This is a genomic window from Methanofollis sp. W23 (genome assembly GCF_017875325.1).
Lineage (GTDB): Archaea > Halobacteriota > Methanomicrobia > Methanomicrobiales > Methanofollaceae > Methanofollis.
In genome coordinates this window covers 339619-352990 of the sequence record NZ_JAGGMN010000001.1, presented here as the reverse complement: position 1 = coordinate 352990, position 13372 = coordinate 339619, and the positions used below count along the sequence as shown (strand labels likewise).

Here is a 13372-nt window from a genome sequence, read left to right as displayed (position 1 = left end):
CGCCCTCTGCGGCCGCAGTCTGCAGACTGATATGGGGGGGAGACAGAGTGTATAGGGATGGACCAGTTCAGGAACAGGCGGGTGTACATCGAGACCTATGGCTGCACCTACAACCAGGCCGATTCCGAGAGGCTTGCAAGGGTTCTGGAGGAGCAGGGGTGCGCGATCGTCGACAGTCCAGGGGCGGCGGACCTGGTCGTCGTCAACACCTGCATCGTCATCGGCCGGACCGAGCGGCATATGCTCAGGCAGATAGGAGCATATGCAGACCAGGACCTGGTGGTCACCGGGTGCATGCCGGTGGTCATGGGGGAGAAGGTCCTGGCCGCGGCGCCGCATGCCCACCTCCTCCTTCCTGACGAGATCGACCGACGCGCTCCTGCCGCGTGTGCGCAGACCGGGAAGACGGTCGGGATCCTCCAGGTCTCGTCAGGGTGCCGGGGCAGGTGCGCCTACTGTATCACCCGCGCCGCGCGCGGGAGGCTGAAGAGCCGGTCGGCTGGTCTGGTCTGCAAGGACCTGGCGGCCCTGGCGGCCGCGGGGGTCGTGGAGGTACAGGTCACGGCCCAGGACGTGAGCGCCTGGGGACTGGACACCGGGGAGGGGCGCCTCCCCGACCTGGTGCGGGCGATGACCGCGGTGCCCGGCGAGTTCAGGCTGCGCCTGGGGATGATGAACCCGGCGACGGTGCTGGACTCGCTCGATTCCCTCGCAGAGGCGTGCCAGCACGAGAAGGTCTTCTCGTTTGTCCATCTCCCGGTCCAGTCCGGGTGTGACCGGGTGCTTGCGGCGATGCGCCGGGGCTATACGGCCGGGGAGTTCGAGGAGGTCGTCGCCGCCTTCCGCGCCCGGGTGCCTGGGGTGCGGATCTGCACCGACCTCATCGTCGGCTACCCGTCCGAGACCGAGGAGGACTTCGAGGAGACCCTGGCGATGGTGGAGCGGGTCAGGCCAGACAAGGTGAATATCACGCGCTACTCGGTGCGGCCCGGGACGCCGGCGGCCGAGATGAAGCAGGTCCCTGGCCGGGTGGTGAAGGCCCGGTCCCGCCGCCTGGACGCGGCGGTCAAGCGGATCTTTTCAGAGAAGAACGAGGAGGTGCTGGGCCGGGTCGTGCGGGCGGTGGTGGTCGGGCAGAAGCGCCCGGGCTCGGTGGTGGCCCGTGACCAGGCCTACCGCGAGATCGTGGTCCAGGGCGACCTCACCCCGGGGACATGGGTCGAGGTGGAGGTGACCGGGAACCGGACGGTGTACCTGACCGGAAGGCTGAACGAAGGGTCTACATATAGTGATAGGTCAAACTCACTATCAACGGAGCATTAGGCATGGACGAGATCGAAGCAGGGCTTGCGGCCCTTATCAACCGGATCAATGCAGTACAGGAGGAGAAGGTACACCTTGCCGGCGACCTTGCCGGGCGGGAGGCCGATCTGCTCGTGCGGATGGGCGAGATGGCGGCGCCCCTCATCGGCGAGATCGGGGTCAGTCTCCTCCAGGCCGGGCGGCAGGACTCACAGGGCGAGATCTTCAAGCCCCAGTATTACCGGGAGAAGATGATCGTGCTTGGCAAGACCGATCCGATGCCGTACCGTCCTGACGATGCGAGCAAGCAGGTGGCCGACCAGTACTGCGTCCTCACCGAGAAGGGCGAGTTTGCCGAACTGATGTACAGCGCCGACGGCCAGACGGTCGACTCGTATTTCTGCCCTCTCGACCCTGCCGAGGCGGTGGAGATCTATGGCTATGACCTGATGCTCATGCTCTACCGCGCCCTCCAGGAATATCTCCGCGGTGATGAGGAGACGGTCGAGGCGCTGGGAAAGACCCTCGCGTTCCTGAAGGAAGAAGCGAAATCGAAATAATTTTTTTGTGGGGCTGGCGGCCCATGGTATTTTTTCGGCGACGGGGCGGCCGGATCTGTTCTCGGATAATGGGGTTCCAGGGAGCTCTCGCCCCCGGTGTGAAAATGTGGGAAGGTACGTTGATCAGATGTGCCGCCCTCACTTTGCAGAATTTTTCATGCCGTCTCGCGCCGGGGGTCGCACCCCCGGACCTCCCATGGACAGAAGATAGGCGGGGGCGGCGATGAGGCGGATCCGGCGAGCCCTCTTCTCTCTCTCCGGCGGTGTACCGTCCACTCCTCTCCTCACCCCCGCGGCGACACCAGAAAGAGAGACAAGAGATCGAAGACGGCCGCTCCGCTCCACGCGTTCATTCTTCACAAAACCTGAGGGGGAAAGATCCCCTGCTCAGTCCTTCTTCAGTCCGGCCTCGCGCCCCAGGGCAAAGGCCTTGAGATTGAGGTCGAGGGTCTTTGGCGGGACCGAGCGCCGCACCGCCTCTTCCAGGCTCTCGGGTTTGAGCGGGAAGGAGGGCGCCGCGGCGCCGAGCATCACGACGTTCTGGACGATGAGGTTGCCGGCCTCTGCCGCAAGGCCTGCGGCGTCGACCAGGGTGAGGTCGAAGTCGGCAAGGTCGGCGATGAGGGCGTCACGGCCCGGCATCTCCAGGTGCTGCATGTGCACCGAGGTCGGGACGACGGTGTGGTCATTGGCGATGACCCGCGCCCCCTTCTTGAGATAGTGGCGGTACCTGACCGCCTCCAGGAGGTCGAGGGCGATCATCAGATCGGCGCCGCCTGGCACGATGAGAGGACCGTACTCCCCCCCGATCCTGACATGACTCTCCACCGATCCGCCGCGCTGGGCCATGCCGTGGGTCTCCACGCCCTTGATCGGGGTCTCCTCGATGAGGCAGGCCTCGCCGATGATGTTCGAGGCAAGGATGGTGCCCTGCCCGCCGATGCCCACGATCAATACGTCAAAACTGCTCATTTCCGTCCCTCCTTTCCGATGGCGCCGGTGGGGCAGAGGTCGGCGCAGACCCCGCAGCCGTTGCAGAGTTCATTGATCACGGCCCTGTCATTCTCGTCGCGCCCGAGGGCCGGGCACCCGAACCTGAGGCAGGCGCCGCACGCGGTGCAGACCTCAGGGTCGACGACGTAGCGCCACCGCCTGATCTTCGCCCGTCTCGCGGTGATGACGCAGGCCTGTTTGGCGATGAGCACCTTGACGCCTGGCCGCGCCTTCGCCTCCTTGAGTGCCTGGAGGGTGGCGGTGAAGTCGTAGGGGTCGACGGTCTCGACGAACTGCACCCCGCAGGCCCGGCAGAGGGCTTCGAGGGAGACCGGGACACTCGCTGCGCCCATCGCTGTCTCACCGGTGCAGGGGTTTGGCTGGTGGCCGGTCATCGCCGTGATCCGGTTGTCCAGGATGACGAGGGTCATCTCGGCATTGTTGTATACGGCGTTGAGGAGCCCCTGAACCCCGGTGTGGAGGAAGGTCGAGTCGCCGATGGTGGCGACGACCGGCCGTTCTTCACCAGAGTGGGCGATCCCGCTCCCGACGGTGACCGAGGCGCCCATGCAGATGGTGGTGTCCACGGTGCCGAGTTGGAGGCCGAGGGTGTAGCACCCGATGTCTGAAGGGTAGATGCCGTCAGGGAAGGCCCGCTTGATCGCATAAAAGACCGAACGGTGCGGGCACCCGGCGCAGAGGATCGGGGGCCGGGGCGGGAGGTCTGGGGCCGGGGCGGCGGGAGCCTGGAAGGGTGAAGCCTGGAGAATCCCGGCCTGCACCATTGCGTCAGCAACGAGAGCCGGGGAGAACTCGCCCTCTTTCGGGACGGTCCCGTCCATCTGTCCAAAGACCTTCACGCCGCAGGAGAGCTGGCGGAGCCGTTCTTCGACGACCGGTGCGCCTTCCTCGATGACCAGCACGGTCTCGTGCGCCTGGACAAACTCTTCCATCCAGGCCGGGTCGACCGGGAAGCACCCAATCTTCATGAAGGAGACGTCGGCCGGGAGCACCTCCTGCACATAGGAGGCGGCGATCCCACAGGCCACGACCGCAGTCGTGCCGCGGACTTCGGTAGTGTTGTAGCCGAGGTCAAGGACGGCCTTCCTGACGACAGGCTGCTTCTCGTTGAGCCGTTTGTGGAGCATCCTGGTGTGCGCCGGGACCACGACGTACTGTGCCGGGTCCTTCTCGAAAGCGCCGGTGCGGTGTTCCTGGCTCACTTCAGCCAGATCGACGTCGCCCTTGGAGTGGCAGATCCTGGTCGTCGGCCTGAAGAGGACCGGCAGGCCCACCTCTTCGGAGAGGGCGAAGGCGTCCTTCATCATGTCGTGCGCCTCCTGCACGCTCGCGGGGACCATGCAGGGGATCTTTGCGAAGTGAGCGTAGCGCCGGGTGTCCTGCTCGTTCTGCGAGGAGTGGGCGTAGGGGTCGTCGGCCGAGAGGACGACGAACCCGCCCTTCGCCCCGGTGTAGGCGCTGGTCATCAGGGGGTCGGCGGCGACGTTGAGGCCCACGTGCTTCATGGTCACCATCGACCGGAGCCCGCACCAGGATGCGGCGAGGGCGTTCTCGAAGGCCACTTTCTCGTTCACCGACCATTCGATGTAGAACTCCCGCTCCTTCTGCGCCCTGAGTGTGTCGACCACCTCGGACGACGGGGTTCCGGGATAGCCACTCGCGAAGTCGATGCCGGCCTCGATGCAGGCATGGGCGATGGCTTCGTTCCCAAGGAGGTATCGTTTCACCATATTCTGCGTCCCATGGTATGTAGTCCCGACTCCTTTTTAATGATCCCTCATGATGGGGGGGCATGAGGCGAAAAAAGGCGTAACCTTTAAATCAATATTCGTACAACATTTACAGGCACTAACAGGCACTGAAGAGGGCCCGTAGCATAGTCGGTGGTGCACCCGGCTGATAACCGGGAGGTCGTGCGTTCGAGTCGCACCGGGCCCATTGCTTTTCCTTGTTTTTGTTGTTTCTCTGATTATTACGCGTAAGTATCAGAAGTGCTGTTCCTGGTGGTGCACCCGGCTGATAACCGGGAGGTTGGTCATCGGTGGCGCTTCCTTCATCTGGATGAACCCATGCCCCCATCAGAAGAATTTCACCGCCTTCTTGCGCCCGGGGTGTTGCCCCCAGGCCCTCACGACAAAGATAGGCGGGGGCGGCACCACCCACTTCATGTTCGCTTCCGAGAATCGTCGTGGCTGTGCAGAGGGGTGTGAAAAATAGGAAGGAGCACTGGACCAGAAGCACGTCCCGGTCATGCTGCATGAAAAAAGTTCTGTGAATCAGCGCGACATTTTCAGGCTGCGGACTCAAGATATTTGTATAGCAAATATGCCCCGACGATGATCAGACCCAGCGTCACGACGGTTTCAAACGTAACGTCCTCTGCCCCTGGTTGCTCGACGACAACATAACGCCGTAATTCATCTTGTTCATTTGGAGCTAACGAAGTATGTTGAGCCTTGCCAAGGAGGTACTCCATCCTTTCAAATTGTGCAGGCGTCAACGGCATCAGTCATCCCCTCTTCGTTTTTTGTATATGTCTTCCGAACCGGCGAGGCCGGCCTTCATCAACAGGTCAGACGTTGTCTGCAATGTTAATATAATTCTTCCTTCAGCTGTGAGTTCTTATCCTGAAGTCTTCGCTCGATCTGGTCCGCTCTGTTCCAGAGTTCTTTGTCGGCCCGGTCGTATTTGTTTTCAAAGGATTCCAGCCGTGCATAGATGTTCTCGATCCGGATGGTGCAGTTCTCAATTTTGGCGTTCAGGTTCTCTAGAGAGGTGGCGATGTTCCCGATCTTTCCATCGATCTGATTCCGAACATCATCTTTGTATTGATAGTATGCCCGGCATGACAGCACCAACTGCCCCAATACCAGTATGATGAGTCCGACCACCAACGCCCCCACCCACTGGTCTGGAATTTGCATGGGAGGGAGATCTGTTCATGAGGATTTATGGGTATCCAAATCATCTTACGGCATGAGGGGAGGCAACATTCCTGGGTGAAGGCGGTGAACCTGGACACGAAGATCGACCCCACTCCATCCAAACTCCCGCCGGCACCGCGGTGAAGGCGTGCGTTCATGGGCCCTTGTCTTACAGAATCCGAACGGAAAGCACCTGCCGAATCCATTGCAGAGAACAAATAAGCCCTCAAAATAATGGCAAAACAATAATAAACTCGTTTTTTCTAGATATTTCCGGATTCATCATTCAATATCGCCTCCATCATGCCGATAGTCCGCACCTTCGATGATGCAAAAACCCCGCGGAACATGACCAGGACCCACCCCCAGATCCCGCCATTTCACCCCCCGTTTCATGAACCACCCCCCTGATCCCGGGCCATATCGACCCCTGTTTCCGATCCGCTCATAACGTCCTTTATTCCCCCAGCACCGCAAGGAAACCACCCCTCACCAGGCCCTCTGACGGCCCGTATGACCAGAAGTAATACCAAACGTCCCGGCCACCCGGCACGGCCACGAGAAGGGCGGAAGAGACGCGAGAATATCGCCCTGATTTGAGAAGGATATCTGGAGAAATTCTACCAAATTCCTCCCGAAATCCAGCCCCAGAGAATCCCTATCAGAGATCGCCCTCGCACGCGTCTCTCACATGGTTCCTGACATATCTCCTGACAGAACGACGTTTTGTCGTCAACTTCGGGACGCAGAGATCGACAAGAGAGCAGAGTCTGCAGGCCCGCGATTTTTCAGCGGCAGGGGTTTTCTCCTTCCTGAACAGGTCGTGCATCTCTTCAGAGAGAGCACAGACATGGTTCCGCAATGCATCGGTCAGGTCGAGGGGCACCCGTCTCCGAATCTCATGGTAATAAAAATCGGCTGACCTGATCTCAACACCGAACATCTCTTCGAGGCACATCGCCTGGGCGCAGAGTTGGACCTCGTCGCGTTCGTCGACCTTCGGCCTGCCCCTCTTGTATTCGATCGGGCGTATCGTCCAGAGGCCCTCGTGACCGGGCAGCGCGATACCCTCTTTCGACCGCGTGTACTCGATCACGTCTGCCACCCCGTAGAACCCGAGCGCATACGACACCAGGGGAAACGCCCGCGAGATCACGACATCGCCCCGGCTCTCCGTAAAATAGGGGTCGTCCACCCGTTCATGCAAGAAGTGGCCTTCCGTCGTCCGCAGATTGTCCTCCCACTGGCGTTCGATATGAATCAGGGCCCATTGCCGTTTACAAAAAGAGAAGTGCTGTATGCCTGACAACGAAAGCAACTCGTCGTCGGCATATCTTTTCTGGATCATAATTTTTCGATCAACTCAACGCCGTCAGGGACGTCGTCGGAGACGGTGACGCGGTAATCGCCGAACGAGCGCGGCGGGAGATCACCGGAGAGACGCTCCACCTTCACCCCATCAAAGAGGAGGTGAGACTGACAGCACCCGAGCGCGTTCTTGTGCTTGAAGACGATCAGTTTGCGTGCAGACATCTTCCCACGCGCCGCCGAGTGGTCGTGCTCGAACATATTGACCAGACTGTCCCAGAGCAGGTCCAGGTCGTCTTCGTTAAACCGGGTCGTCTTCTGGGCCAGGTGAGCAGAGATGTAGCCCTCGGCACGGTACAGCGCATAGGGCACCATCTGCTTCTTGCCCATCGTCTGGCCCTTTTCTGCATCTTTCTCATTGGTGACCGCACACCTGGTGACCGTCACCTCCTGCTGGAAGACCGGGTCCATGCTCCTGGCAAAGTTGATCTGCACCGGCCCCCGCACCTGCCCGCAGTTCACTTCAGTCGTCATCACGGCACCGAATGTCCTGATGTCAAAGAAATTCTCGCACATGAACTCGGTCAGTTTCGAGTCAGTGGGTTTATTCTTGGAGGGTTCCATCCCGAGATAGTCATAGGCCCTCTTGTGCTGGTCATTGAGGACGGCGCCTGACCTGACATAGATCTCATACCCTGGAACGCCGTCCCTGACAAGGTCCACATAATCCCTGATCTTCCTCTTGAGACAGACATCAGTCACGATGCCGTGTCCGGTCTGCGGGTCGATCCGCGGCATATTGCCCATGTCGGGATCGCCGTTCGGGTTCCCGTTCTCGACATCGAACAGCAGTACAAACTCATACCGATTCTTGATAACCTCACTCATAATTTACGCCCCCTCAACCGGAGTCTCCTCTTTCTTCTGGAAAAATGCCTTGCGCTGATGATAATAACCGAGCATGAACATTCCCTGCTCTTCAAGGTTCAGATATGCAGGGAACTCGTCAACTCCCGACAGGATCTCTTCAATAGACTGGCTCGACTTGAACCCCCACTCAGACTTGGCGATGTGGTGCTGTGCAAGTTTGAGCAGGACCGGGAATACCACGGCAGGCGTCGACGACGCACTGCTGAAGTACTTGCTGTTGATGGTGCTCTTCATCTCTCTGTTCGTATCATTCTGTGCCTTCTCAAGGACTGCAAACAGCCTTCCAAGACGATACGGCACATCAGGACTCTCTTCATTCAAACTCACAGTAATCAAATCCTCCTTTAATTTCGTTCCACCGGCCCGGCTCAGTCTCAGCAGATATGCCTTGATAAACCCGGCCTGAACCGAATCGATCGACCGCCCCACCTTCACGCGATCCAGGACCGCACTGTACATCTGGATCGGATAGGGCTGGTTTTTCAGGACCGCATTCATGACCAGACCGCCGAGAAGTGGCGAGACCTTTGGAACATTTGAGTTCGATTTTTGATCTTTCGACCCCTTCGGGAGGGTCGCTTTCAACAACCGGGAGATCGAGACATATTTCGGGCTGAAATCACTTCTGACGATCTCCATATCCAGGTGGTGACGGCCAACCCTTGCAACAAAATTTCCAAAACTGTCCATATACCAGAACCGCACCGCAAGTCTCGCATTGTTGGGGGAGAGCCCAAGGATGTAGAAGTTCGTCTCCGGGTCGGTATGGATATCTGCCTGATTGATCTTCTGGCCAGCCCTCACTTTCTTGAGAACGTCTTCGACCAGTTTGCGTGTTTTTTTATCCCGAACCTTCGCACCGTCTTCAGGTGCATCGTCGGCGGGATCGGCCTCCTCCTCGCGGGGGTTCATCAGGAAGCGTGCCAGGTCTTCACAGGTCCGGTCCTCTGTCTCTGCCCAGAAGACCGTCGTCGTATCGGCGATACCTATCCGGTTCTCCCGATGCGCAAGAAGATGGTTCAGCGCCGTCGTGTATTTGAACATCGAGGTCTCGCCGACCGGGGCGTTGTAACTCTGGTCTTTCCCATATGACTTGAAGGCGTCGTCATTGAAACTGACCAGCGAGGCCCCCGCCTTCTGAGCACCGACCACCCCCTTGATCTTCTGATGCAGTCTGGCGATCGGTTCGTCCTGCCCGCTCACCAGACTCTGAGCAACAACCTGGGCGCCGTCAGCCTCATCCGAGAAATAATCCTCCCAGGCATGCCGAACCGCGCCGTTCCTGTGCAGGTAGTTTCCTCTGCACTCGAAGACGAAGTTCCCGCCATCAAGGATCTCGTCCTTGTACTGGAGGACCTTTGGGTGGTTGAGGAACGATGCAGGGTTCCACCGGTCCAGGAACTTCAGGAAACTCCTGACACCAGCGTCATCCACGCCGTCGAACACCTGATGATGAAGGATCTTGAAGGCCTCAAAGCACTCCCTGGAACGCGGAGAGACCAGGACAACCTCTTTGTCATTCTTCTCAAGAACCGAAGCCTCCTGCGGACCGCCTTTTTTAGCCTTCTTTGCGATCTTCTTCTCAAACTCTTTGACCTTCAGTTTCTCGACGCCAAAGACATACTTCGCATTGTCACATGTGCAATATGGGACTATGCCGTTGGCGCGAGGGGAGTGGAGGGGTACATCCATCTCCTGCGGCCTCGGCTTCTTATCATCGCTCCTGAGGTCGACGATATGCGTCACCTCACCGTCATCAGAGAGGACGAGGGCGAACGAGACATTTGCCTGGCTGTACCCAGGTCTGGCAATCTTCACGCTCTCGTCCTGATCTAAGATATCATAATACCGGCAGAGGGCCTGAATGATCACGAGACCCCTCCTGCACCTATACATTCCCTGACATCGATGACGCCGTCGACCATCCTGGCTCTGAAGAAGACCGGCCGCATATCGTCGGCAAAATCGAGGTCATAGAGCATGAACCCAAGATCCCTCTCCCCTTGATGACTTGAAGAAGGCACTTCTCCTTCGACAAGTTCGAACTGAGCGGGAAATTCGCGACACCCAAGATATGGATGGTGGAAACACTGTCCTCGTCTCATCCGCCTGAGCGCAATATTGTAGTGCTTCTCAGGCGTGTCCTCAGACCCCGCTTTTTCGGTCAGTTCGAAGTGCGCCTCAATGCAGTAACAGACATCACGGAGCAGAAGAGAGGCCCGCTGGACACGGTTCTCATTCGGGTCCTGAGAAAGCGTGACGTCCTTGCCCTTGAGGGCGGACTTCACTTTTGTTGCAGGGATCTTTCCGAGAATTTCATTCCTGCGGATGTTGTCGTACTTGAACGGGTTTATGACATGGATCCTGTCGATCTTCCAGCAGATCGCAGGTTTCCAGTAGATCGCCTCAAGGACACCTCGTGCCGCCGAAGGCGTCATCACGTCATAACTCACCCGCTCGACCTTCATCTCAGGGCGCGTGAAGCAGGCATAGTCTCCCCAGACTTTTAAACAAATTCCAAATCCCATACCAATCACCTCCCTAAGTCATCAATAGTGAGCCATCATATCCATAAAATTTGCGATATAATAGTCCTGTTTCCTCAGAGTAACTCGCAGTATCTTTCAGTACGAAAAACCGACCGCCAACAGACTCCAGGGCATCCGCGTCCTCTAGATCTCTGAACTCATTGGCATAGACGCTGACCGTATAGGGCTGAAGTCTTCGGGCGACTTCCCATGGAGAATGGGTACTCTTGAGTTCCTGTATCAGCGATCTTGCATTCTCATCATAGGGAACGATGACCTCTTTTGTACCGCTCTCGATGATCCTGAATGCGGCGTCGACGTCTTCAAACGGAAACTCAAGCCTTCTCCCCCCGTCTTCAAGGCATGAGAGGATCTTTTTCCGGTCAAGCCCGTCGTCTCCTTCATAGAAATAGAGCCTCTGGAAGTACTCCGCCACTTCAGGGAGAGAGAGCGGGTCATCGGTGGTATCGAGGATCATCTCCCCAATCTCGGCGACCCGTCGCTGCCAGCCGGTCGCCCGGCCATGGGGTTCGGTGGACATGAAGAGATAGACCTCACCTGACTCCAGCCTCCCCTCACGGTTGCACCTGCCCGACGCCTGGGCGATGGAATCGATGCCGGTCATCGCCCGGTAGACCACCGGGAAGTCGATGTCCACCCCGGCCTCGATGAGTTGGGTCGAGATGACGCGGCACTCAACACCTGCTTCCAGCTGCACTTTGATCTCGGCCAGGACCGCACTCCGGTGCGCCGGGCACATCCTGGCGCTGAGGTGGTAGCACGCCCCCGACCCTTTGAGGGAGTCGTAGAGGTTCTTCGCGTGGTTCCTAGTGTTGACGATGCACAGCACCTGAGGGTGCGCCCGCAGTCGGTCTACGAGGGCGACGTCGTCCATCTCACCGAGGTCGTGCACCCGCACCCGCCTGAAGGCCTCATACAATTCTTCCGGCGAATCGGTGATCTCAATCGGGCTGAGGGTTTCGTCCAGCAGGTCGCCGAGTTTCGGCTGGGTCGCCGTGCAGATGACGACCGTCGAACCATAATTCCTGACGAGTTCAGCGAGTGTCGCAAGGCAGGGTTTCAGATACTCTGTCGGGAGCATCTGGGCCTCGTCAAGGATGATCACACTCTTTGTCAGGTTGTGCAGTTTTCTGCACCTGGACCGTCTGCTGGAGAAGAGCGACTCAAAGAACTGGACATTGGTGGTGACCACAATGGGCATGTCCCAGTTCTCTGACGAGAGCCTGAGTGTCTCCTCTGTCGAAGCGTCCTCTTCGGGCAGGACCTTCGAGGGATCGAAGTTGCTGTGATGTTCCAGCACGTTCCGGCCACCAAAGATATCTCTGAACACCCTGGCATTCTGCTCAATGATGCTGGTGTACGGGATGATATAGAAGATCCTCTGCAGGCCGTGCTGTTTCAGGTGGTCCAGGGCAAATGCCATGGACGAGAGGGTCTTCCCTCCGCCGGTGGGGACGGTCAGAGTAAACATCCCCGGTGGAAGAGTCGCTTTTTTTCTGCATTGCTCCAGGATCGAGTGTCGATACCGGTTGATCCCGCTCTCCTCGGCACCTGCCTGCACCTCATCCATGTGGTCCTCGAATTTTTTGGAGAGGAGGTCGAACGGGTCGTAGTGGCCTCTCAGCGCGGACTTTTCAGGGCTGGTGAATGCTTCGGTATCCAGGGAGTCGGCGTCGACCAGGCACGAATAGAGCATGCGGGTGTAGAATGAGAACGTGAACCCAACGGTGTTCTGGAGAGGCTGCGCGGCGATGCGGGCCCCATGCAGGTCGGGGACTGAGATTTCCTCACTATAGGCCGAGTAATCCGGGACATATGATTTCTGAAGCCGCTCTTCCAGTCCGCTCTCGGGGCTCCCATAATTGAGAAGTCCCCCATGATGACCGGTGACAATATATTCCAGGATCCGGCTGTAGGCAGGATGGTAGCGGGACCGTGCCTCCAGTGCGCCGGCGGTGGAATGGTCGACACCGACGGGGGCACCTTCCAGGCGTCTCTGAAATTCAGGTGAATATTTTCCGAGGTCGTGCAGCAGACCTCCGGCATATGCAAACTCCCCGGCACCGAAATTCTGTGCGAAGCCCGACGCGAGGTCTGCAACGTGTATCAGATGGGCTTTGAGGGGTTGCCAGTCGGATTTATCTGGATTTTTTGTAGTGTGAGCATAATACGCCATATCGGGCACGAATCTTACATCGAATATACATTACCATAATATTTTCTAATTTGATCCCTGAGAGGAGGTGCATCGCTAGAATTAAGGTCCTGACCTCTGCAAGGGGGATGAAAATAGAAGAGACTATAGAGGGTGCGACCACCTAATACAAGCCACCCGTCCGGGTCTCCTATATTTCAATCCACACACCCGTGAAGGGTGCGACGCGGCTCCCCTCTCGCGTCGATCAACTCCGTCGATCTATTTCAATCCACGCACCCGTGAAGGGTGCGACGCGGCGCGCTGGACGGGGCGCGTCATCCGTTCGAATTTCAATCCACGCACCCGTGAAGGGTGCGACACTCCCGAAGAACTGGAAAAGATGATCGGAGCCATTTCAATCCACGCACCCGTGAAGGGTGCGACCAGGACAGTTCCTCGTCGATACGACGGTCCGGTTTTGATTTCAATCCACGCACCCGTGAAGGGTGCGACGCAGGAGGGAGATCTGGGGATCCCGGCGGCGGAGGATTTCAATCCACGCACCCGTGAAGGGTGCGACGCGATCCCTCTTTGGACTTTCTTCTTCATTGGTATTTCAATCCACGCACCCGTGAAGGGTGCGACGCA

The 13372-nt window shown here is 58.3% G+C and carries 11 protein-coding genes, 1 tRNA gene and 1 CRISPR repeat array (1 of these 13 cut by a window edge); of the genes, 3 read left to right on the top strand and 9 right to left on the bottom strand.

Going from position 1 to position 13372, the window contains the following annotated elements; all coding sequences use genetic code 11:
* The first annotated feature begins 57 nt into the window (after positions 1-57).
* Positions 58-1323, top strand: a complete 1266-nt coding sequence (locus J2129_RS01460) for a tRNA (N(6)-L-threonylcarbamoyladenosine(37)-C(2))-methylthiotransferase (RefSeq protein ID WP_209628927.1) — start codon at positions 58-60, stop codon at positions 1321-1323.
* Between the two features lie 2 nt (positions 1324-1325).
* Positions 1326-1862: a hypothetical protein gene (locus J2129_RS01455; RefSeq protein ID WP_209628925.1), complete on the top strand. Its 537-nt coding sequence runs from the start codon at positions 1326-1328 to the stop codon at positions 1860-1862.
* Positions 1863-2249: 387 nt separating this feature from the next.
* Here J2129_RS01455 and J2129_RS01450 read toward each other — a convergent pair whose 3' ends face one another.
* Together J2129_RS01450 and iorA are read right to left on the bottom strand one after the other, a co-directional pair.
* Positions 2250-2834, bottom strand: a complete 585-nt coding sequence (locus J2129_RS01450; RefSeq protein WP_209628923.1) for an indolepyruvate oxidoreductase subunit beta — start codon at positions 2832-2834, stop codon at positions 2250-2252.
* Positions 2831-4606: an indolepyruvate ferredoxin oxidoreductase subunit alpha gene (gene iorA / locus J2129_RS01445; protein WP_209628921.1), complete on the bottom strand. Its 1776-nt coding sequence runs from the start codon at positions 4604-4606 to the stop codon at positions 2831-2833. Before iorA ends, J2129_RS01450 begins: the two co-directional genes overlap by 4 nt.
* A gap of 135 nt (positions 4607-4741) precedes the next feature.
* On the opposite strand from iorA, the gene J2129_RS01440 reads away from it, so the two are divergent.
* A tRNA-Ile gene (locus J2129_RS01440) sits at positions 4742-4814 on the top strand.
* A 352-nt stretch (positions 4815-5166) separates the two neighbouring features.
* On the opposite strand, the gene J2129_RS01435 is transcribed toward J2129_RS01440, so the two are convergent.
* From J2129_RS01435 to cas3, 7 genes are all read right to left on the bottom strand, one after another.
* Positions 5167-5382, bottom strand: coding sequence for a hypothetical protein (locus tag J2129_RS01435; protein WP_209628919.1), 216 nt, complete (start codon positions 5380-5382; stop codon positions 5167-5169).
* Positions 5383-5467: 85 nt separating this feature from the next.
* A complete protein-coding gene (locus tag J2129_RS01430; protein WP_209628917.1) occupies positions 5468-5800 on the bottom strand; it encodes a hypothetical protein in 333 nt (110 codons plus the stop codon).
* A 661-nt stretch (positions 5801-6461) separates the two neighbouring features.
* Positions 6462-7148, bottom strand: coding sequence for a CRISPR-associated protein Cas4 (cas4, locus tag J2129_RS01425; RefSeq protein ID WP_209628915.1), 687 nt, complete (start codon positions 7146-7148; stop codon positions 6462-6464).
* Positions 7145-7996: a type I-C CRISPR-associated protein Cas7/Csd2 gene (gene cas7c / locus J2129_RS01420; RefSeq protein ID WP_209628914.1), complete on the bottom strand. Its 852-nt coding sequence runs from the start codon at positions 7994-7996 to the stop codon at positions 7145-7147. Before cas7c ends, cas4 begins: the two co-directional genes overlap by 4 nt.
* Positions 7997-7999: 3 nt before the next feature.
* Entirely contained in the window at positions 8000-9910 is a 1911-nt protein-coding gene (gene cas8c / locus J2129_RS01415; protein WP_209628912.1) for a type I-C CRISPR-associated protein Cas8c/Csd1, read from the bottom strand.
* Positions 9907-10566, bottom strand: a complete 660-nt coding sequence (cas5c, locus tag J2129_RS01410; RefSeq protein ID WP_209628910.1) for a type I-C CRISPR-associated protein Cas5c — start codon at positions 10564-10566, stop codon at positions 9907-9909. The genes cas8c and cas5c overlap by 4 nt, the downstream gene beginning before the upstream one ends.
* A 13-nt stretch (positions 10567-10579) precedes the next feature.
* On the bottom strand, positions 10580-12763 hold the full coding sequence (gene cas3 / locus J2129_RS01405) for a CRISPR-associated helicase Cas3' (RefSeq protein WP_209628908.1): 2184 nt from the start codon (positions 12761-12763) through the stop codon (positions 10580-10582).
* Between the two features lie 107 nt (positions 12764-12870).
* A CRISPR array of direct repeats spans positions 12871-13372; the repeat unit is 32 nt; unit sequence ATTTCAATCCACGCACCCGTGAAGGGTGCGAC (it continues 4250 nt past the right edge of the window).

Excerpts from the sequence above, each read along its gene's own strand:
- cas3 (WP_209628908.1), bottom strand. The coding sequence starts at position 12,763 with ATGGCGTATTATGCTCACACTACAAAAAATCCAGATAAATCCGACTGG.
- J2129_RS01430 (WP_209628917.1), bottom strand. The coding sequence starts at position 5,800 with ATGCAAATTCCAGACCAGTGGGTGGGGGCGTTGGTGGTCGGACTCATC.
- cas7c (WP_209628914.1), bottom strand. The coding sequence starts at position 7,996 with ATGAGTGAGGTTATCAAGAATCGGTATGAGTTTGTACTGCTGTTCGAT.
- J2129_RS01455 (WP_209628925.1), top strand. The coding sequence starts at position 1,326 with ATGGACGAGATCGAAGCAGGGCTTGCGGCCCTTATCAACCGGATCAAT.
- J2129_RS01450 (WP_209628923.1), bottom strand. The coding sequence starts at position 2,834 with ATGAGCAGTTTTGACGTATTGATCGTGGGCATCGGCGGGCAGGGCACC.
- cas4 (WP_209628915.1), bottom strand. The coding sequence starts at position 7,148 with ATGATCCAGAAAAGATATGCCGACGACGAGTTGCTTTCGTTGTCAGGC.
- J2129_RS01435 (WP_209628919.1), bottom strand. The coding sequence starts at position 5,382 with ATGCCGTTGACGCCTGCACAATTTGAAAGGATGGAGTACCTCCTTGGC.
- J2129_RS01460 (WP_209628927.1), top strand. The coding sequence starts at position 58 with ATGGACCAGTTCAGGAACAGGCGGGTGTACATCGAGACCTATGGCTGC.
- cas5c (WP_209628910.1), bottom strand. The coding sequence starts at position 10,566 with ATGGGATTTGGAATTTGTTTAAAAGTCTGGGGAGACTATGCCTGCTTC.
- iorA (WP_209628921.1), bottom strand. The coding sequence starts at position 4,606 with ATGGTGAAACGATACCTCCTTGGGAACGAAGCCATCGCCCATGCCTGC.